Annotated in this window: 19 protein-coding genes; 11 read left to right on the forward strand and 8 right to left on the reverse strand. The window is 57.5% G+C overall.

All coding sequences use genetic code 11. The annotated features are described in order from the left end of the window. Positions 1–62 precede the first annotated feature (62 nt). Both APH36_RS27750 and APH36_RS31375 read left to right on the forward strand, forming a co-directional pair. Positions 63–2,156, forward strand: coding sequence for a hypothetical protein (locus APH36_RS27750; RefSeq protein ID WP_050593416.1), 2,094 nt, complete (start codon positions 63–65; stop codon positions 2,154–2,156). Further along, positions 2,156–2,569, forward strand: a complete 414-nt coding sequence (locus tag APH36_RS31375; RefSeq protein WP_082422834.1) for a hypothetical protein — start codon at positions 2,156–2,158, stop codon at positions 2,567–2,569. The genes APH36_RS27750 and APH36_RS31375 overlap by 1 nt, the downstream gene beginning before the upstream one ends. 203 nt (positions 2,570–2,772) lie before the next feature. Here APH36_RS31375 and APH36_RS27760 read toward each other — a convergent pair whose 3' ends face one another. From APH36_RS27760 to APH36_RS27795, 8 genes are all read right to left on the reverse strand, one after another. Next, positions 2,773–4,896 carry a TonB-dependent siderophore receptor gene (locus APH36_RS27760; protein ID WP_032861799.1) on the reverse strand — a complete coding sequence of 708 codons (2,124 nt, stop codon included), beginning with the start codon at positions 4,894–4,896 and terminating at the stop codon, positions 2,773–2,775. Between the two features lie 330 nt (positions 4,897–5,226). After that, a complete protein-coding gene (locus APH36_RS27765; RefSeq protein ID WP_032861800.1) occupies positions 5,227–6,411 on the reverse strand; it encodes a type III PLP-dependent enzyme in 1,185 nt (394 codons plus the stop codon). Beyond that, positions 6,408–8,183 carry an IucA/IucC family siderophore biosynthesis protein gene (locus APH36_RS27770; protein ID WP_050593417.1) on the reverse strand — a complete coding sequence of 592 codons (1,776 nt, stop codon included), beginning with the start codon at positions 8,181–8,183 and terminating at the stop codon, positions 6,408–6,410. Before APH36_RS27770 ends, APH36_RS27765 begins: the two co-directional genes overlap by 4 nt. Beyond that, positions 8,180–9,322 carry an MFS transporter gene (locus APH36_RS27775; protein ID WP_032861801.1) on the reverse strand — a complete coding sequence of 381 codons (1,143 nt, stop codon included), beginning with the start codon at positions 9,320–9,322 and terminating at the stop codon, positions 8,180–8,182. The genes APH36_RS27770 and APH36_RS27775 overlap by 4 nt, the downstream gene beginning before the upstream one ends. After that, positions 9,307–11,088, reverse strand: a complete 1,782-nt coding sequence (locus tag APH36_RS27780; RefSeq protein ID WP_032861967.1) for an IucA/IucC family protein — start codon at positions 11,086–11,088, stop codon at positions 9,307–9,309. Before APH36_RS27780 ends, APH36_RS27775 begins: the two co-directional genes overlap by 16 nt. Then, positions 11,085–12,284, reverse strand: coding sequence for an acetyl-CoA carboxylase biotin carboxylase subunit family protein (locus APH36_RS27785; RefSeq protein ID WP_032861802.1), 1,200 nt, complete (start codon positions 12,282–12,284; stop codon positions 11,085–11,087). The genes APH36_RS27780 and APH36_RS27785 overlap by 4 nt, the downstream gene beginning before the upstream one ends. A gap of 74 nt (positions 12,285–12,358) precedes the next feature. After that, positions 12,359–14,467 carry a TonB-dependent siderophore receptor gene (locus APH36_RS27790; RefSeq protein WP_032861803.1) on the reverse strand — a complete coding sequence of 703 codons (2,109 nt, stop codon included), beginning with the start codon at positions 14,465–14,467 and terminating at the stop codon, positions 12,359–12,361. Positions 14,468–14,488: 21 nt separating this feature from the next. Next, positions 14,489–15,253, reverse strand: coding sequence for an HpcH/HpaI aldolase/citrate lyase family protein (locus APH36_RS27795; RefSeq protein ID WP_032861804.1), 765 nt, complete (start codon positions 15,251–15,253; stop codon positions 14,489–14,491). A gap of 373 nt (positions 15,254–15,626) precedes the next feature. Between APH36_RS27795 and APH36_RS27800 the strand changes: the two genes are divergently transcribed. From APH36_RS27800 to APH36_RS27845, 9 genes are all read left to right on the forward strand, one after another. Then, complete coding sequence (locus tag APH36_RS27800; protein WP_060501515.1) at positions 15,627–15,872, forward strand: hypothetical protein; 246 nt, start codon at positions 15,627–15,629, stop codon at positions 15,870–15,872. A 14-nt stretch (positions 15,873–15,886) separates the two neighbouring features. Further along, positions 15,887–16,168, forward strand: coding sequence for a hypothetical protein (locus APH36_RS27805; protein ID WP_023383663.1), 282 nt, complete (start codon positions 15,887–15,889; stop codon positions 16,166–16,168). A 413-nt stretch (positions 16,169–16,581) separates the two neighbouring features. Further along, the gene (locus tag APH36_RS27810) at positions 16,582–16,974 is read left to right on the forward strand and encodes a hypothetical protein (protein ID WP_023383664.1); all 393 of its coding nucleotides are present in this window, start codon (positions 16,582–16,584) and stop codon (positions 16,972–16,974) included. A gap of 39 nt (positions 16,975–17,013) precedes the next feature. Beyond that, positions 17,014–17,298: a hypothetical protein gene (locus tag APH36_RS27815; RefSeq protein WP_023383665.1), complete on the forward strand. Its 285-nt coding sequence runs from the start codon at positions 17,014–17,016 to the stop codon at positions 17,296–17,298. Positions 17,299–17,531: 233 nt separating this feature from the next. Beyond that, a complete protein-coding gene (locus APH36_RS27820; protein ID WP_023383666.1) occupies positions 17,532–17,750 on the forward strand; it encodes a hypothetical protein in 219 nt (72 codons plus the stop codon). Positions 17,751–17,820: 70 nt separating this feature from the next. Then, entirely contained in the window at positions 17,821–18,396 is a 576-nt protein-coding gene (locus APH36_RS27825) for a hypothetical protein (protein WP_135002594.1), read from the forward strand. A 384-nt stretch (positions 18,397–18,780) separates the two neighbouring features. Further along, complete coding sequence (locus APH36_RS27835; RefSeq protein ID WP_023383669.1) at positions 18,781–19,002, forward strand: hypothetical protein; 222 nt, start codon at positions 18,781–18,783, stop codon at positions 19,000–19,002. Between the two features lie 9 nt (positions 19,003–19,011). Further along, the gene (locus APH36_RS27840; RefSeq protein ID WP_023383670.1) at positions 19,012–19,257 is read left to right on the forward strand and encodes a hypothetical protein; all 246 of its coding nucleotides are present in this window, start codon (positions 19,012–19,014) and stop codon (positions 19,255–19,257) included. Positions 19,258–19,272: 15 nt separating this feature from the next. Beyond that, positions 19,273–19,500 carry a hypothetical protein gene (locus APH36_RS27845; RefSeq protein WP_023383671.1) on the forward strand — a complete coding sequence of 76 codons (228 nt, stop codon included), beginning with the start codon at positions 19,273–19,275 and terminating at the stop codon, positions 19,498–19,500. Positions 19,501–20,100 lie beyond the last annotated feature (600 nt).

Below are 20,100 nucleotides of genomic sequence, written 5' to 3' on the forward strand. Positions count from 1 at the left end.
TCGAACGCTGCTCGCAGTGGCAGAAGTGGTCCAATTATGTCGCAGCAGAAAGGAGCAGGCTCATGGACGATAGGGTAATCCTGTTTAAGCCCCGAGCAGAGCAGGCGGCTGAGGACAATCTCAGGGACTTCGTTACCCTCGCCAGAGAGTCTCTGACGGCTTTTGGCAGTGAGTTGGTCTTTGAGGCGGACAGTTGGGATGTCACCAATTTTGTTCGATTGAAACGACGTAATTCTTGTTCAAGCATGCGATTTCATGGATTCCCCAGTGGACGAGGGCAAAAGGATTCCTGTTGCTTGCCTCAGCCTTACAAAGACTTTGCCAAAGCCTACTGCCGTTATGATTATTCGTTGTGCGCGTATACAACCGTCAGTTCACGATTGGCCGCGCTCCGCTCCCTCGCTGTAGCTCTGGAAGAAACGGAGAGTTGTGTCACACCTATTAAGGCAAGTCTGGGGCATTTTAATCGTGCGTGCGCGATACTAAACGAACGCTACCAAGCCTCTGCCGCATTTTTTGCCGGGGCAGAACTCAAACGCATTTCGCAGTTCCTGGTGGAGCATCAACTCTGTACGCTGCCTCTTCAATGGCAAAATCCACTTCGGGCACCAGCGAACTTTGTGCGCAGTGTTGGCCCAGAGTTTGATGCGTCGCGCCGGGCCCGTCTGCCCTCGTCAGCTTCGTTAGAAGCGATTGCCGAAATTTTCAGAACCGCCGAGAAGCCAGGCGATATTTTTACCTCCAGTGTCTGTGCGTTGCTTGCGTCGGCGCCGAGCCGCATTAATGAGGTGATGTCCATTTCAAACCAGTGTGAAGTCGAGGAGTTCGATCCAAAAGCAAATCAACAACTGTATGGATTGCGCTGGCGGCCTTCAAAGGGTGGTAAGGCACAAGTCAAATGGGTGGTGCAATCCATGGCCAGTGTTGCCCGCGAGGCGGTGAGTAAGCTCAGGACCATTTCCACGCCAGCGCGGGAAGTGGCACGGTGGTATGAGCAGCACCCTGATGCGATGTATTTGCCAACGGAGCTGGAGGCGTTACGGGGGCGGTCGTTAATTAGTTCAGAACAGGTGGGCGCGATTGTTTTTCTCGCCCCACCCCCCAATGGCAATCAAACCGCGCAAGGGGCGGGGTGGTGCAGAAAGCAGGGGATTTTTGAACATATTCCATATGACCCACAGCAGAGACATGCTCCGAGGTTTTTGTTCGCGGACGTTGAGCGAGTAATCCTTTCGATGCTGCCAGCTAACTTCCCGCTGGCAGATCAGAAGAACAACCTGAAGTACAGTGAAGCGCTTTGCTTGACACGGCTGAATGAGCTAACCGAGTTGTGGGGAACGTACCGTGGGGTAATCGTCTTGCCAGACACCGCTTATACTCAGAAGCAACTAGGTAGTACTCGAACTTTTCTCAATATTTTCGAACGGTTCGGTTATCGTGAGTTAGATGGCAGTCCAATGAGTATCACGACGCATCAATTTCGCCATTTTTTAAATACCGTGGCACAGATGGGCGGATTATCGCAACTCGACATCGCCAAATGGAGCGGTCGCGCCAAACTCGGACAAAACAAGTGCTATGACCATCAGTCCGATAGGGATGTGTTGGCGCTCGCGAGGTCCGCTTTGGGTGACCCGGAAAAGTCGGCAGGTCATGTGGCAGGTATCCCTCCAAGTAGTTTGATCTCGCGGGATCAGTTTGCGACGCTGAAGATCATGACCGCCCATACAACGGATTTGGGGTATTGCCTGCACGATTTTTCCATGTTGCCTTGCCAACTCCATCGAGATTGCCCCAATTGTGATGAGCATGTATGCATCAAAGGTGATGTGGTCCGAGAGCAGGCTATACGCCAGTATCGTCAGGAAACCCAGGCCCTCCTCGCAAAAGCGTTAGAAGCGCTGGGCGAGGAGGAGTTTGGTGCCAACCGTTGGGTCGAGCACCAGACACTGACCCTTAAACGACTGGATGAACTGTGTGCCATTTTTGAGGACTCTTCCGTTGCCGCAAATGCAATTATCCAGCCGCGTGGGATCGTCCCAGCGTCAAGGCTGGAACAGTTGCTGACCCACCATAAAATATTGAACAAGCGTAATTTGCCGGGACCAGACACTGAAGATCCAGATGTGCCATGCATAGAGGCTGAGGACCTGTAATGTCTCGTTCGAGAAATCTAACCCCAGATGCTATAGAGCAGATCGTGTCGATCCTGGATGGTTGGTCTGGAAAACTGACGTGGGACCTGCTGATCTTAAGCGTCGCTCGCCGTTTACGAGGAACCTACACGCGCCAGACTCTGCATAAACATGAGCGGATTCGGCGTGCGTTCATACTGCGTAAGCAAACACTCTCAACCACAGTAGGAGTGAAGAAGGCCAGCAGTCCTGAATTACAAGTTGCAAACGAGCGAATTGCTCGTTTGGAAGCGGAGAATCAACGTCTGCGGATGGAGAATGATCGATTGCTCGAGCAGTTTGTACGCTGGGCTTATAACGCTTACATTCGGGGCTTGGATGAACAGTTTCTTTCCCGCCCTCTGCCCATCATCAATCGACAGCAGACACCCTAGGGTCTGTTGCCGTTTCATCTCAAGCCATTGATCTATAAGAGCAAACTCGTATCGTTAAAGCTCTCACACGACAGATTCTCACTCAAACCCGCGCATTGAAGATTAGTTGGGCTTTTGAAAGCTGCCACTGCACGGCTGGGAGTACAGGCCCAGCCGTGAGGAAACGCTCGACAATGCCGGGCGTTTGTTCTTCAGGTCCGTACTCAGAAGCGGTAGTTGGTGCTCAGCTCCAGCGTCCGTGGTGCGCCGGGTGTGATCAGATCCACCGAGCCATGCGCCGAAGCGTAATAGTCCTTGTCGAAGACATTGCGCAGACGCAGGGCCATGTCCCATTTCGGCTGGTTGTAGAGCAACGCTGCGTCCACGGTGGTGTAGGCCGGCATGACCACTTGGTTATCCAAGGCGGTGTAACGGTCATCGACATAGTTCGCCCCCATGCCTACACGCCACTCCTGTGTCAAAGAACGTACCAACCACAAATTGGCACTGTGGCGCGGGGTCAAGGTCGGAGTCTGGCCTTCGTTGGCGATACCGTTGGTACGGCTGTTGGACTTGGTGATCTCGGCATCCAGATAGGCGTAACCGGCATATACCTGCCATTTTTCGCTCAACTGCCCACTGGCGGTCAGTTCGAGACCATCAGTACGCTGCTCTCCCGCAAGCACCAGTTTGGTCGGGTTCGCCGGATCGGTGGTTTTCATGTTGGTGCGTTCCAGCCGGAACAGCGCCGCCGTCAACGCCAGGCGATTGTCGAGCAGGTCCCATTTGCCGCCGATCTCGAAGTTGGTGGTTTCCTCCGGCTCAAGGTCCTGGTTCGTCGTGCTCAGAGCGAACATTTCGGCAGAGGGCTGGTAGGAACGGCTCACCGAGACGTAATAGGACTGCACATGATCAGGCTGGTAGACCAGACCGACTCGCGGACTCCAGGTAGTGTCGGTGCGGGAGAGTTCCTTGTTCGTCAGGTCATCGGCGTATTCCTGGTCAAACACGTCATAACGCACTCCCAGCAGAGCTTTCCACTGCGGCGCCAGTTCGATCAGGTCCTGCACGTAGAACCCGGCAGTGTCCTGAGTATTGGTGCCCTTGGCGGTTTGCCGGTTGGCCTGGAACGGCACGTCGACCAAAGCATCGCGGTACACCGGCACCCTTGCCACGTTGGGTTGGCTGAACACGGACTGGTCCTTCACCTGGCGCCCCAGCTCCACACCATAGAGCAGGTTATGGTTCATCCCGGCGAGCACGGCGCGCTGCTTGAGTTCGGTCTGGTTGAACCAACCGTCTTCCTTGCGCTGCACGTTGCCGCGGTTGAGTTTTACCAGCAATTCGCCGTTGGCGGCGGTAACGAAACGCGTTGGACTGGAGTCCGCGAGCGTATTGTTGCGATCCAGGTCGTAGTGGTAGTAGCGGCTGGTGTTGCTCAGGGTGAAGTCGTCATTGATGCTGTAATCGACGCCGGCCGTGAACGAGAACACTTCGCTGCGGGTGTAATCGTCATCTGGATCAGCGGAACCGAAACGCTTATCGCGGTCCACATCGACTGGACGGTCGCCTCGTGCTGGGATACCGAAGTCGATCAGGCGCTTGTCATACAGATAGGTAGCGCCCAGGTTCAGTTCCAGATCGTCGGAGAGCTTGAAGTAGGCCGAAGGCGCGATGGCCTTGCGGTCGATGTAGCCGTCATCCCGGAAGGTGTCGCTGTTCTCCAGCGCCCCTGTCACACGAAAGGCTTTATCGCCCTGTTGCTGATCGGCCCAACCGGCATCGAACTGAGTGCGCTTTTTGCCCTCGCTGTCGACACTGACACCGACCTCCTGCTTGGGCGTGAAGTTGGGCTTCTTGCTGATGCTGTTGATCAGACCGCCCGAAGAGCCTCGGCCATAGAGCACTGCGGCCGGCCCCTTGATCACTTCCACCCGCTCGACGTTGGACAGATCACGGAAGTACAGCGCATCGTCACGAATGCCGTCGACGTACATGTCGCCAATGGCGCTGAAACCACGGATGGTGACTTGATCGCGCTGGCCATCGCCATTGGACAGGCCGATACCGGGGACATTCTTCAGCACGTCTTCCATCGACTGAGCCCCCTGATCCTTGATAACGCTCTGGGGAATTACGTTGACGGTTTGCGGGATATCTCGTAGAGGGGCATCGATCTTCAGCGCGCTCCTGCTCTCGGTCGACATGTAGCTCTGCTCGCTGTACTCACTGTTCACAGCGGTTGCCGGTAGGGTTAGAGCAGACTCCGTTTCTGCCTGTAAATCAGGTACAACCAGAACGCCCAGCAACGACAGAGAGACTGGGTAAATGCGCGATCGAGCCACCATGAACACCTTTTGTATGAATTATCGCGCAGATGATAACAGTTATCTTTTGTAAGTAAATACATATCATTCTGATTCAAGCCATTGGCACGACTCGGAACGACCGTCTCAACTTAATAGGTGGCCGACAGGAGCGCTCCCTCCAACTTGCTTGGTTGAAGGACTGCAATCATCCCATCTGGACGAGCCCTCTGAAAGACAGGACACCGTTTCCCCCCCCCCCTTAACATAAGGGATAGGCAAACTGTAGTGGTCCGAAGAGTTTGAAGGACACATCGGACAAGCAGCCACAGATACGGGAAGGGCAGCACAGAGGCTGACAATAGCGTGGAATCAGCCCTCGATAAAAACCTTCAACGGCGGTTCGTGCATCAGGAAGTTCTGGTGCGAGATGTTCCAGGCATAGGCGCCCGCGAGAGTGAATACTAGCAGGTCACCAATCGTTAGCTGCGCCACTGGTTGTTGTCTGGCAAGGACGTCTTTTGGTGTACACAACTGGCCCACCAGCGTCACGGACTGATCACTGATTTGTGCCGGCTGCGAGCCTCGTAGTACCGTGAACGGATGATTGTGGCCTTGAGCCGCAGGCGTGCGAAAGTGATGGGTACCGCCACGTCCGATGGCAAAAAACTCGCCGTGACTGCTTTTGATGTCCAGCACCTGCATGACGTAGTAACCACAGGCAGCGCTGATGAAGCGGCCGATCTCGAAACGTATGCGGGTCGCGCCCATGTCGTATTCATTGATCAACCCCTGCAGGCCCTGACAAAACCGTGGCCAGTCGAATGACCTGGCCGCGTCCTGATAGTTGATGCCCATCCCTCCGCCGACATTCAGTAGCGGCAGTTGCAGGTCGTGGTCGGCGCACAGCTGGCGGAAGGTCAGGAAGTAGCTGCGAATCAATTCAAGGTGCGCGTCGACATCCAGCTGGTGCGACAACAGATGAAAATGCAGTCCCTTGAGCTCTAGGGACGGCTCTTCGCGCAGCAATTGCAGGGCGCTTGCAAGGCCTTCTTCATCCAGACCGAACGGCGTGGGTTTGCCACCCATGACCAATCGGCTCTGCGGTGTCTGGGCCAGCTTCAGATTCAGCCGCAGCATCACCGGAGCCCGCACACCGCGTTCGCGGGCGATGCGCGCCAGACTGCGCAGTTCGGTCACGCTCTCCACGTGAAACGCCGAAATCCGGTACTGCAGGGCGATATCCAGTTCGCGATCGAGTTTGCCAGGGCCACCAAAGATCAGCGGCTGGTCGGGGCACTGTTCATGCAGCCACGTCAGCTCGCCGCCGGAGGCCGCCTCGAATCCGTCTACCCACGGCGCCAGGGTTTTCAGCACCAGGGCTTCCGGGTTGGCCTTGGCGGCGTAGAACAATTCGCAGTTTTCGGGCAGTACCTGACGCATTGCCTTTACGTGCCGTTCAAGGGCAGGCAGGTCGTAGACGTAGGCGCACAATGGCGCGTCGTGTTCAGTCTTGAGCTGCTCGATGCGTTGGGTGACGGAGGCAGGAAGGCTCATGCGTGTTTCCTCTTTTCAGTCATCGTCAGCGGGCTGGGCAGTAACGTGTAATCGGCCTCGCGGTCGGCGCGCATCATCAGGCGCGTCATGAAATTTTCCTTGCTTGGGAAGGGCGCGCCGGCGCACAACTCACGCAGTTCTGTCGGATGGCCCAGACGCGTGGATTGCGCGTGCAGCAGGTCGCCGATTCGGTCCCACAATTGTTGTTCCAGCATGCCGCTGCCGTTGGCCAGATGGAAGATTGCTTCGCCGAGATTGTTCACCAGTGCGCAGTAGCCCACTCGTTGCCAGGCCTTTTGCGCGCTGTAGTACACCGAGCTGCGGGTGCGTTCATCCAGCGCACTCAGGCGTTCAGCGGGCCAGATTTCAGGGACCAGCTTGGTACCTTCCAGATCGCGAATCCAGACCTGACTGGGCAGGCCGTTTTCAGCGAAGCCGATGACCGTGTTCTGCAAATGCGGCTCCAGCGCCACGCCCTGACGGAATAGGCAATACAGCACACCGCCGAGCATCTGACCGGCATAGGCATCGAGCCAGTTCAACGTGGCTTGCTCAATGGTCAAGCCGGTGTTGTCGGCGTAGCGCTGTACCTGTGGGCGGCAGACACTGCGACCTTGTTGATCCCAGGTAAACAGCGCCATTGCCACTTGCGGCTGATAACGCTCGCGTTCGGCGACGGAAAGGTTTTCCCGGTAAACGATACCGAAACATTCGGTGACTTCGCGGGCCTCCTCCAGCGTACCCAGGGCGCTGAGGTCCAGGCTGGTGGCGCAGGGTTCGGGCATCAACATGAAGCCCGGTTGTTGCGTCGCCAACTCGCTCATGATGGGGCCGAGCAGGTGAGTGAGGGCGACGGCGCTGTCGAGTTCATACCAAGCGTTCTTGCGCACGCAGTTGGTCAGGCGCACGTGCATCGAGAACTTCATGAAGTAGGCCATCTGCGGATGGTAGAGCGTGCGCACAGACGACGTCGGGTACATGGCCTGACCCAGGGGGCCGAGGTAGGTGATCAAACCCTGTTGTTGCGCCCGTTGCACCAGCGGGTCAGCAAGCACGCGGGCGACTTCCCAAGGGTGGCACGGATAGGCGCCCTCACGCCCCGACAGTTGGCGTAGCGTGCTGCGCGGATCCTCGCCCTGATGACGAATCAGCGTCGGATCAACCTTGAACCAGTGCAACTGAAAGCGCGCCCCAACTTCCGGCGAGCAGGTCAGCAAATCGTCATGGGAGATGCCCTCGCGACTTTTCGGTGTCGGATGCAGGGCATGGCCCCACAGCTGATGTTGCTCGGACGCCAGCAGGCTGTCGGCTGCTTGGTTGGCCGGGCGTGAATGCCGCAGAAAGGTACGGGTGATCTGCAGGCTGTTACCGATCTGTTGCAGCATCTCGCCGACGCGGTCGGCTCCACTCAGCGGGGTACAGAGCAGGCGCGCCAGTTCGTGGGCGTCCAACGGTCGCCAGCTCTGGTTATTGCCTTTGAAGTAGGGGGCGCTGATGTAGTGGCAGCGGCCCAGAAGACTGGCGCGGTCGATGCGTACGATCAACCGGCCACTGGGCAGGCGAATGCTGATGCAACGACTGTTGGCTTGGCGCAGGCTCATCGGCAAATCCTGTGCTTGATCGTTCAGGTTCACTTCGTTGCGGGGCAATGCGTATTCGCGCAAATAGCAATTGAGCAGGCACTCGATGGCATGTCGTTGGGCTTCGCCATCGAGGGCATGGTCATGCTGGGATACGGTGTTCAGCGATGCGGTATTCAGAGCGAAAGTCATGCCGGAATCTCCCGGGAAGTCATCAATAGAGGGCGGGCGAGCACCATGGCCGCTATGGCCGCCAGGCACGCAACGAGAAAGGGGGACGCGATGCCGCAGGTCTGACTGACCAGAGCGGCAGTGACCCCGGCAGCAGTGCCGGCCCATTTGCCACTGGAGTCGAACCAGCCAAACAGGCGGCCGGCGCTGCCTTGGCGGCTGCGCTGGCTCAGACAGCGGTGCAGCCCGACAAAACTCAGCAACATGCCGGCCCCGCTGAGTAGACGCAGAGCGAACAGCGGCTCGGCCTGCACGCTCCAGAATTGCAACGCGTTACTGATTGCCAGCAGCGCCAGCCCCGGCAACAGCAGGTTGCCCTGATGCTTCTGAGCCCAGGGTAGGGCCAGCAGGTAAACCAGATGCGGCAGGCTGTAGAGCACGCCGATCAAGGCATCGTTGCCAATTTTCAGTTGTTCGCCGAAGGGCACGAAATAGGGAAAGGTGACGACCATCGCGAAGCTGAACAGAAACTGCACCGCCATCAGCCGCGGCATGTCTTCAGGCAGTTCGCCCAAGGCCACGGCTTTCTTGCTGCTCAAGGCATGTTTGGGGGCGTCCTTGGGCAGCGGCAGGACGAGCACAAACGCCAGCAGCGGTAACCAGGCCAGATAGCGATACAGGCTTAATCCCAAACCCTGTGAGGTCAGCAGCCCCAACAGGATTGGGCCACTGATCATCGCCAGACGTGCTGAATACTGCGTCCAGTTCAGGGCGCGGGACAGATCGCCTTCCTTGAACTGAGTCGACAGGTAGGCGTTGGACGCCGCCATCGCGCCGCCGAAGGTGCCCTGGATGATCAATGCCAGGACGAACACCGGCAGATTGGGGCTGAAGCCTGCCAGCAGGAAGCCCGCGAACAGTCCGGCATGCGCACGCAGCAACGACAAGCGACAACCGTTGCGATCGGCCCAGCGTCCCCAGATCGGCGCCGCCAGTGCGGTGCAGAGTGTCGGCAGTACGAACAGCACCCCGATGGCCCAGCCTGGTGTGTCAGGTGCGAGGTCGGCGAGGATGCGCGGCAAGTACAACGGAATACCCAGCGCCGTGAAAGCCGACAGGTAATGCCCCAGCAGAACGCTGGTGATCAGACTCCGTTGCATGGAGCATCCTCCAGCAGGAAGTTCGCCGCGCTGTAGCCATAGAACTTGTTGATGTCGCTGGCACCGGAATGCGCCTTGCTGAACAGGCTGCCGGCGCTGAGCAGGTATTTCACCGGCAGTTTCGGGCTGTCGAGCAGCCATTGACGCGCGTCGTCACAGTCGATGCCTTCTGCTTCGAGATGTTGCAGACAGGTCATGAGACGCTGACGCAGCGTGCCGTACAGACCGGATCGAGAGGCCAGGCCTGCGGTCGCTATCGCTTCCAGGATCGCAACAATATTCAGCTGCAAGGTGATGGTGCAGAACATCTCGGCCAACGGTTGGCTGCTGTCGACGCGAATGCGCTCGTCCTGCAAGACTGCCGGCAGATCAGCGAGATCCGGGCACGCATGGGTGAAGCGCTGAGGCCACAGGCGAGCGGCGTCGTTGTCCTTCATCAGCAGGCGCAATGGCTGACCTTGTTCGAACATCAAGACGGCGTTCTGCTGGTTGGCCTCCAGCGCGATGCCGTAATGCAGCCACAACCGCAGATGGACCTGCAGCAGCAGATCGAGATAATCGTCCAGCCAGTGTTGCAACGAACCTGCGTAGAAGCGCTCGGCCAACTGTTCGAGGAAAAGGCGTCCATCGGCAAGCGGACTGGCCAACGCGGCGACAGGTACGAGTGTGGTGTTCTCAAGACCCGTCGGGTAACGGCGCACGATATAGGCTAGGTGACGACTTTCGTCGGCATGACCACCGTGTTTTTCGTCAACGTGCAGATAACGTGACGCCAGTGCCGGATCGCGCTCGGTCAAGGCCTGCAGGGTGGTCTGGAACCAGTGACCGTCGTATAGGGTGCTGGGCTTGATCAGGCGCAAATTGCGCGCACCGAGCGTGCTGACTAACAACGGTAGTTTGATGTGCCACTGAGGTTGATTGATGCAGACCACCGTGCGCACGGACAGCGTAGGTTCGACCTGCATGGCCGAACGTGGAGCCTTGAGCGTTCCTTCAGGCAGGCCGTATTGCTCCAGTTCGCCCCATGTCAGCGGGTGTACTGGCAGTAATGAATGGCTGTTTTGCAAGGTCGGTGACAAGCCGACGTCCTCGAAGTCCGGCCAGTGCAGCGGCTGTGGGCTGGTCAGGGTCAGGGCGTTGTTGGGAATCGCCAGCCAGTTGAGTTCGAAGCGCGGCGCAAACTCCGGCGCGTAGCCTTTGAGCGCGGCGGCATCGAAGCCGCTTTTGGCCCGCGCCGTTGGATAAAACGGGTGATCCAGGTAGCTCGCCAGTTGATCGATCTTCAGCAGCCTCTGCGACCAGTCTTTCAGGGCAGTCACGTCGCTCAGCGCAGGGCCATGCTGGCGATACGCCTGATTGCACAGGGTCCGGTGTTCGGTCGCGCAATCCGCTTCTTTCAGGTACGCCGCGAACAGCGTCAGACTTTCTTCGTCCAGACCGTGGCTCAGGTGGCCCAGCCAGAGCCCGTAGCCGTGTTGAACCTCGCCGTGGCTTTGCGGCGACACTTTGATCCAGGCGTCGCCTGTACCGATCCAGTCCTGCAACGGATACGCCTTGACCACCGGCAGCCATAGTTCGTCGGCGCCCAGATGGGCGATTCGCAGCCAGCTTGCGTCGGGCTGATGCTGCAAGTGTTGACTCAGTTCTTCCGGCAGCCGACAAATCTGTCCTGTGCTGACGATCCCTCGGATGTCCTCGCGCAGGCAGCAATCGATGATGCGTCGAGTAATGAACGCCTGATCCGCGGCGTCCGGATACAGGCTCATGCCATCACCCATTTCAGGTCGTTCAGAGTCGAATTCAGTTGCGCTTCGAGGCTCACCTCATCCGGCGCGATCAGTCTCAGTACGCCGACGTAGTCCTTGTTGGAATGGCTGATGGTCACGGTGTCGCCGGTGTTGTGAAGTGCGCGGTAATCGCACCAATGGCCCTCACGTTCGACGTTGAAGCTGGCGCTGGCCTGATCCAGACGCCCCGAGCGGTCGACCACAAGGTAATGAACGGTTGCTTCGGCTTGCGCCGGTTGCGCGTCGATCAGGCTGTCTCCCAAATACAAAGCGACGATGCGGTCGAACCAACCCTGTGGCAGCAGCCGATCAAGCAGGAACTCGCGACCATCGCCGATGCTGCGATAGTTGATCTCAACCAGTACCGGGCCTTGGGCGGTCAGAATGAACTCGCTGTGGCAAACCCCGAAATTGACCCCGAACGCGGCCACTTGAGCCAGCGCGCCGGCGCGCTGCGCGCGGCTGAGTTGTCCATTCCAGCGTGCGGCGAGTTCTACGAAATGCGGCGGTGCTGAAAGGGTGACGTCGAAGCCACCGATGGCTTGCAGGTTGCGCCCGTCGCCCAGTGTCTCGAGGGTGAATAAAGGACCTTCCATGTACGCCTCCAGCAACAACGCCCGGTCCGGTTGCTGCTGCCAGAACTGTTTGCAGTAAACGGCCAGATCGGCGGCGTTGTGACACAGTCTGACGTCCAGGCTGGCGACGCCTTCACGAGGCTTGGCGACCACCGGCCATGGCGCATCGGTCGGCAGTTTGGAATTCGATGTAATCACCTGGAACCATGGGCCGGGCAAGCCGAGACGTTGCATGCGCTCGCGCATGGCCGCCTTGTTCTTTGCCGCATAGCACAGTCGCCAGTCCTTGCCGGGGCATTCGAATATCTCGGCCACCATTGCTGTCGCGGTCTGCAGGTGATCGCTGTTGGAGAACACTGCGGCGGGGCGCAAACCCTGGCTGTTGAGTGTCTCGACGACCGCTAGCGGATTGAACACATCACATTCGATAACGTGCAGCTCATCCGGCGAAATGTGCGAGGTGGCGAGCAGGCGCCGGTGTTCCTGAGCGTGGTCGGTGATCACCACGATCGGCAACCCGCGTTTGTGCGCGGCAGGCAGGAAACCCTCAAGAATGGCAGGGTGGGCGACGTGGGCAAGAATGACGAATGGGCGTTGCATGGCAGTTTCCTGGGGGCAGCAGTTGCCCGTCCCGGAGGATCGGGCACTGGTTTACAAGTGCGCAAGTGCGCGGTTTAGAAGCGGTAGTTGACGCCTAGGGTGAGCGAGCGCTCTGGCGCGGGTTGACGACCCCACGGGCTGGTGTCGATACCGCGGAAGTAGTATTCGCGGTTGAACAGGTTGCTGATGCCCGCGGACGCGGTCAGGACGCTTTTGTCTGCCAGCTCGAACTCACGCTCAATGGCGGTGTTCCAGACCCAGTAAGCTGGCAGTTTGCCCACACTGGCTGTGGCATCTTCATCGCTGGAGTTGGCGGCATCGGTGTAAGCGCTGCTGACATACAGGCCGTCAAGGTTGTAGGTCCAGTGCTCGGCAAAACGGTAACGACCGTCAACCGTGAACTGATTGCGCGAGGAGTACGGCACTTCGTTGCCCTTGAATGTGCCGTTGCGTTGCTTGGCATCGAGGTACGCATAGCTGGCGTGCAGGTCCAGATCAGGTAGAGCTTGCGGCGTCCAGAAAATCTCGCTCTCGAAACCTTGGTGACGTGTGCTGCCAAGGTTATTGAAGCGGTCAGTCGTGGCGTTGTAGCTGATTTGGTCGTCGAAATCGATGCGGTACAAGTTGAAGTCGACGCGCATGCCGTCCCATGGCGTATAGCGCACGCCGGTGTCGTAGTTCCACGCCAGTTCGGCGCCGACATCGCCTTCCTTGACGATCTGCGTGACTTGCGGTGGACGCAGGGACTTCTGGGCGTTGGCGTAGACAAACCAGGCGTCGGTCGCCTGGTAACCCACCGTCAGGCCCGGCAGCCATTCTTCGGATTTGTTCTCGCGCGAGAACCCGGTGATGCCGTCTGCGTAATCCATGCGGGCGTTTTCGTAGCGCACGCCGGGGGTGATGGTCAGGCGATGATCGAGCAGACTGATGGCGTTGCTGAGGTAGAACGCGCGGGCGTCGTCATCGAACTTCCAGTCCCGGAACGGCGTCGTCACGCCGGTAGCGACGCGCTGGCGGTTGACCTTGTAGTCGATGTCTTCGCTGACATAACGGGCGCCCAGCAACCAGGTCTGGCCAACCGTGTCGCCATCGATGGTGGCACTGATGCGCGGCTCCGTGCCCCAGACTTTAAAGTCGCGTGGGCCGTCCTGTTTGGTCACCGCCGTACCGTCCGGAGTGAACGGCAGGCCGACTACGAAGTTGCGGTAGCTGTCGTGGGCGAAGTTGGTCCAGCTGTATTCTACTGAGTCGAACGGCCCCATGGCGCCCAGGCGCTGGGTGTAGGTGCCCCACACGCGATTGGTGTCGCCCTCGAAGCGGTCCAGCGGACGCGTCGATTGCCGTGGATCATCCTTGTAATCCTGCACGCTGAGTGCTCCGGCCAGGTCCATATCGGCCTTGTAGTGCTGGATACCGAAGCTCAGATCGCGATCGTCGTCGATGTTCCACTGGCCGCGCAGACGGTAGTTCTGCACATCGGTCTCGGAGTGCTCGCGCCCGTATTCGCCACCCAGGGTATTGAGGTCCAGTTGCAGGCCGAAGTTGTCGGTCAGGTAGCCGCCGGTGCCCACATAGTTGTCCCACAACTGGCGCCCGCCAGCATTGAACGTCAACTTCTCCTGCAGAGTGGTTTCCCACTCGCGCGGAATCGGCTTGCTGATGAAGTTGATCACCCCGCCAACGTTGTTCGGACCGTATTGCACCGCTGCGCCCCCACGCACGACATCAATACGGTCTACAGTGGCCATGGTCACTGGAAACAGCGACAGACCCGTCTGGCCGTACGGCGCCAGTGCTAGTGGAATGCCATCCGACAACGCTTGAATCCGGCCGCTACGACTCTCGTACAGCCCGCGTACCGATATCTGTGGCAAGGCGCCGGTGCCGGTTTCGTCAAAGATCTTGATGCCCGGTACCCGTTGCAGCGCGTCGTCCACACCGCGGACGCTGGCTTTTTTCAGTTCGCTGGAGTCGACAACGCTGCGACTGCCGGCATAGGTACGCACCTCCTGATCGCTGGCCGTCCCGAGAACGTCACCCTGAATCATCATGGGTGCCAGTTCCATGTTACTGGCAGGTCTGGTGGACAAATCGACGGGTTGATCGGCGGCCACGGCACCGTGACAGATGCCCAAAGTGATAAGACTGAGTGAAAAATGTAGGGAGTTTGTTGTTGTTTTCATGTGGACTACGTTGGCTTATTTTTACTGTTGGAGAGAATGCAGGCGGGCTTTCAATGCGTTATGCAGCAAGCCTCGGTCTTCACCGGCCAGAAAACTTCGGATCCCGCGAGCGCGCCACAGCGTGTTCTGTTCGGCCGTGCGGGGATTTGCGCAGAAAGGTATTGCGGCGCTGAGGCAGGCATCGGCCATGTTTTGCAGCGTTTGCCAGACTTGAGGATTGAGCGGGTCGGGGCCCAGATCGAGATCGAGCGACAGATCCAGAGCGCCTTCCATGATCATGCCGACCCCCGGCAGTTGCAGAATCTCGCCGAGAGCGTCGACCCCGGCGCGGCTTTCGATCATGGGAATAATAGGGGTCTGACGATTGGCCAGATCGATGTATTCGGGTAATGGCAGGCGACCGAAACCGGTAATGCGTCCGCCGGTTATTCCGCGTTTCCCCAAGGGGGGAAAGAACGCCGCTTCGATGGCGCGCTGAACTTGCGCAGCACTTTCGGTGCGTGAAAGGACAATGGCTTCGATGCCGGCATCCAGTGCCCGACCGATCAGTTTTTCGTCCACTTGAGGTATGCGCAGCCAAGGCGAAATGCCAGCGGCCTCACACGCGCGGACACAATGCATGATGTCTTCTTCGGAGCGCAGTAAGTGCTCAAGATCGAGAATCACGAAGTCGTAGCCCGCAAACGCGAGCATTTCGCAGAGCATCGGTGAAGGTAGAGAATTGAGCAAGCCGTAGACGTTGTTCCCTGCTTGTAACCGGGAAAACACCGGAGAGGTTCGTATCACTGACGCATATCCTTCAGGGTGGATGCGCGCTAATAATAATCATTCACAATCATAAGTAAACATTTTTAGTCGCCGATTCGTGATATTCGTGATGGTCCTCATAAAAATCCCGTTCTTGGTGTAATGCTGTTCACTGATTCACCCCGGATTCCCGCCACGATTCACCCGATGGCATATGAGGGGGCTGGGGCGATTTCTGAGTTTTGTAAACACCTCGTCGAATCTCGGGTATTAATTTCCACTTTTTAGAAACCTTGACTCTCCAAGGGCCTTATTTTCGCGGTCTAACAAGATTTGTTTACATAATTTGGTCGGCATAACGGCAGTACCAGGGCACGGATTTCGCGTCCGCGAAATGAGGGAAAGATAAATCATGACTGCCAAATCAAAACTTGAGATGGGAGAGAAATTCCCATACGACGACTTTCCAGACGACGACAGTGCCATGCCATCACCCGCCGTCGATTGGGCGCATGCAGCTGCGCGGGGTGTGCTGGCTGATCTTGAGGGCAGGCGCGGCGTCGGCCAGGAGCTGGAGCAAGTTGACGACGAAACCCGCGTTGAACTTGTGCAGTCGGTAGCCGAAATCATCAGGCTTGCACACCAGACGAAGAGTTGAGGGAAAACCTCTCTATGGCCCGAGAAATGCCGCTACCGATGCGCCTGGCCTGCATCTTGCCAACCAATATGCCACCGCGCACCGCAAAAATGGTGCGGTCATATCGCCTGCAACTGTCGGTGGCGCAGTTGGCCCCGAATAAATTCCATTTCGATTCCGAGTACAGCCAGGCGATGGGCTATCTCAAGGCGATGGACGACGCGGGACTGATTGATTGGGATACCTGGAAGGCTCTACTGGACGAAGCTGTGAGCTTGCTGCGTAGTTGGCGGGTACCGCCTGAACAAGGCGAATGAGAGGAAAACGTGCGTTGCCCTGCGTTGGTAGGCTAGTTGAAGGCCCACGCCGGCAGGGTGTCCCAGATCATGGTCCAAGCCGATCAGGCTGCCGCTTGAACGAAATGGTGAACATGGCACAGCTGAACGAGGCGCTACGACCTGCCGTCATCAAGCGGGAGTAGCCAGATATTTTGTTGGCAGAATTACGTCGATTCGGTATTATTGGTACGTGTTATATTCCTTTTAAGATTCCGTGGTAAAATTGGAATAGGGCCATGAAGCCCAGCGCAGCCTGGCTTGTTATCGGATGCAAGTCCAGGGACAGGCGGATCGCCTTGAGCGCGATCTTTATTCCCTGATCGGATAGGAAACCCGTAGCACACGGATCAGTCGCAGGTTTCGCGACTAAGGAAACGGAAGGAATTTACCGAATGAAATGCTTGAGAACACCATTGCCGATTGTCTTGCTCGCTGGGGTTTGCGCCACAGCGAATGCTGCGCAACCGCCTGTTTTGTGGAAGGTGCAGGTTACGGCGCAAACTAGTTCCGGTCCGCAGGAGTTTGCACTTTCGATCCCGGACGATGGGTGCCAAAGCCAAGAAATTCGTACCAACAAAGGCCCCCTAGCAGTGTTGAAGGTTTGCATGGGCAATGGCCTGAGCGCTCACGAGGCATATGGATGGCTCGTTACTGATCCAGACATGGCCGCTCTGGATGGCGACAGAAAATATGACCACGCGCAGCGTTTCAAAGTGGGAACTGACGGGACAGCCATGAATATCGAAACCTCTCTGTACTCGGTAAAGCTGTCCAGGTCGATCTGATCAAGACGGCGCCTGATGGATTGGACCTAGGGATTCTACATGCAAATCTTCGGCGTTCCACTTCATTCACCCCAGCGCGCAGATCTGGCCCGCTTGGTGGTCACCCTCGCTCTGGCAATCGTAGGTATTGCCTTGGTGATGCACTTCCTCGACTGGAATCTCGCTCAGTCCAGCGGGATTTTGGTAGGAGCATCGGCAAGCGCGATCAGCACCGCATGCGGGGTTGAGCTTCCTAAGCACGGCTTTAGAGGCTTGCTGGTATTTGGAGTCATTCTGCTTTGCCTGGTCGCAACCATGGCAGGTATCGATTGCCTACTCAGCTAATCAGGGAAAACGACGGTGCTTTGTGGAGTGGGTGCAGGACGACTCCGATAGGGCCTGCGTGCGGCGGACAACGGGAGGTGCTAGCCCTCCCAGCGAAACCACAGGCGTGCACCCACTACCACAAGGCACCAGTTCAAGAGGAAAACCCGCTGCATCACCAGCCCGCCCAGTGCGGGCTTTGCCAGTAGGAACAGGGCATTTTCAGCCCTTGGGATCGAGCAGGAAACACGTCGATGAGTACCAGCAAGAAGGTCAAGCTGACCGCCGCGCAGCGAGCGTGGTTCAAGGAGTTTGAAGACACCACGGGCGGCGATGCCCCCGGCCTGGAGGACTTCGAAGCGGGCACAAGCACGTTTGCCGAAGCAGCCAAGCGCAGCCTGGCCTGTTATCGGATGCAAGCCGAGGAACAGGCGGATCGCCTTGAGCGCGATCTTGATTCCCTGATCGGATAGGAAAACGTCATGGCTTTGCATGGGCTGTGGAAACACAAACCAACTGAGACACCAAAGGGAATTGCATGAAATGAGCAAAGATATGACCCCCCGCGTTATTAGCCTACACGACTGGAAAGCGCGCGCACTGTCGGCGAAAGGCGATGAACGCACCGCGACCCCAGCCTGCAGCATTGGCTCTGCGATGCGTTCATCCGCGCTCTATGTGCTTGCTGGGATGGGTGTACTGGCGGGCGTATTTGCGCTGCCAGCAGCAGGGGAGGCAGTGTCGTGGGTTTGGTATGGGTGGGCGCGTCTTATTACACGCGAGTATTCCGATGTGACCCCGGCGCTCTGGATAGACTGGCTGTCAATGATTGCGGCAGCCTGGGCACTGGCCATGGCGTATAAGCTAGGCAACTCAAAATTTGAACTGTCGGCTAAGTGTGCAGGGCTGATGGTTGCCCTACTCCTTTTTGGTGCCATACCCGCATTGTGTGCTTTGTACGCAACAGCGCCCGGTATGCATCTCGCTGATGGCAGCTATCCACTGATGGCAAAAATGGCTCTATTTACTGCCAACGCTTCCTTGCTGCTCATTGGTTTGGGGGTAATCGCCGCCGGAATCGCCGCAATAGTCATCTTCCCGCAATCTGAGCGGGAATGATGGCTGCGCCCGTTCTCGCCAAGCCCAGCCATCGAGCTGGGCAGGCAGCAGCGGCAGTAGAGAAATGTCCTTTACGCTCCCCGGTTCCAGCAGGAGGAATGAATGAACCGACAATCTGATGCAGCCCCCACCTTTAAAGAGCAGGTCAAAGCGCACTTTGTGGTCGCTCCAGTTTTCACGACGGTTAGCTGTATCTCTTCACTGGTTATGGCTGGAGGCGCACTGATTGACCCCTTTGGCCTAGCAACAAGGGTTGGAATGGGCGTGACCCTAATTTGTGCAATGGTCATGCTATGCCTACGCCCCTCAATTGAGGCTCAGATGCATAAACTAGCCGTCCAGCGTACTGAGCAAAGTCACACGCACTAACCACGGAAAACGACGATGAAGGCTGCGGAATCGGCATGGCAAAAACAGGTTAGCGGCGCGCTCGTAGTGTTGCAGCGACAGCGATTGGAGCTGGAGCATAAATTAGGCTTTTGGAGTTTGCCCTCCTACGCCTGGATACGGCGCATTCTAGGCAAGCCACCTATTTCCAAGGAAGTCACGCCGCAGATCGAGAAGATTGAGCACCGCATGTGGGTAATTTCATCCCGTTACAGGTAGGAAAACCACATGGATAAGGTTAATCGCGCTACACGGCGTACCGATTTGACCCTGGTGTTGAGCGGCTTAGGCTGCCTGGCGATCAGCCTGGCAGTAGCTTTTTGGATCTGGAACCATCCCTACGCCGGGCCAGATCTGCGCAGCGAGTTCAGCATGTTCATGGCGCCGGTTTTCATGCTGGGTTTGTCATTGAGTTTGTGGGGTAGTTGCTCGTTGAGTGCATCGAGAAAGCAGCACAGACAATCAATCAACTGATACCGGAAAACGACGATGGCCACGCACTTTGATCCATGCCCTGACGACGATGAAGCCGAGCAGGCGCCATGCGGCACTTGGCTCGGGGATGCCAGTAACGGTGCCAGCAACTGGGAGCACGTCGATTGTGGTTTGTGCCTGAGAATGAAAGCCAAGATCAGCGCCGCGCATGAAGCAAGCGAAGCCGCCATCGTCGAGCAGATGGGCGATATGGCGTCGTACATGCGCGCCTCAGCGACGTAGGAAAGCAAACGCCATGGCGAGGATAGAGCCAGAGCTTCGCAGTTGCCCATGGTGTAAGTCTGCGGCTGTGCTTGAGCAAGATTGCGATGGCTCATGGCATGTCTGCTGTTCGTTCAAGAGGTGTGCTGTGAAACCGATTACCCACGGTTACACGTACAGGCATGAAGCGATCATGGTGTGGAATTGCTGCGGTCAGCCTGACCTGATGCCTCAACCAATTTGTTAAAGGAGAACATCATGAAGCAAGCAGTCACGATCATAGACGTTGGCCCGGCCCACCAAGGCCTCCAGAGCATCATCGTCGAGAACTAGAAGAAGCGTCGGGAGTTCGGTTCTTGCCTCGCCAAGCTCTCAAGCGAGCCTGTCGCTCCGCGAGTGGAGTTATGTGGCTCTTTGGTGATTCGGCTCAGATCGCCCAAAAATGGACAAACGACGTTCAATCACCAGCTCACCAGGTTGAGCGACCCGAACAGGGTCAGACGCAACCTAAACCCGTCCAGTAGTCACGGAAAACAGCATGCAAATCAAAGTGAGAGAGGGATACGTGTTCCCGCTGAATCGACCGCAACAGGTCTGGTGGGGAGATAGCCCGGAGGTGAG

It is taken from the genome of Pseudomonas sp. NBRC 111133, from assembly GCF_001320605.1.
Taxonomy (GTDB): domain Bacteria; phylum Pseudomonadota; class Gammaproteobacteria; order Pseudomonadales; family Pseudomonadaceae; genus Aquipseudomonas; species Aquipseudomonas monteilii.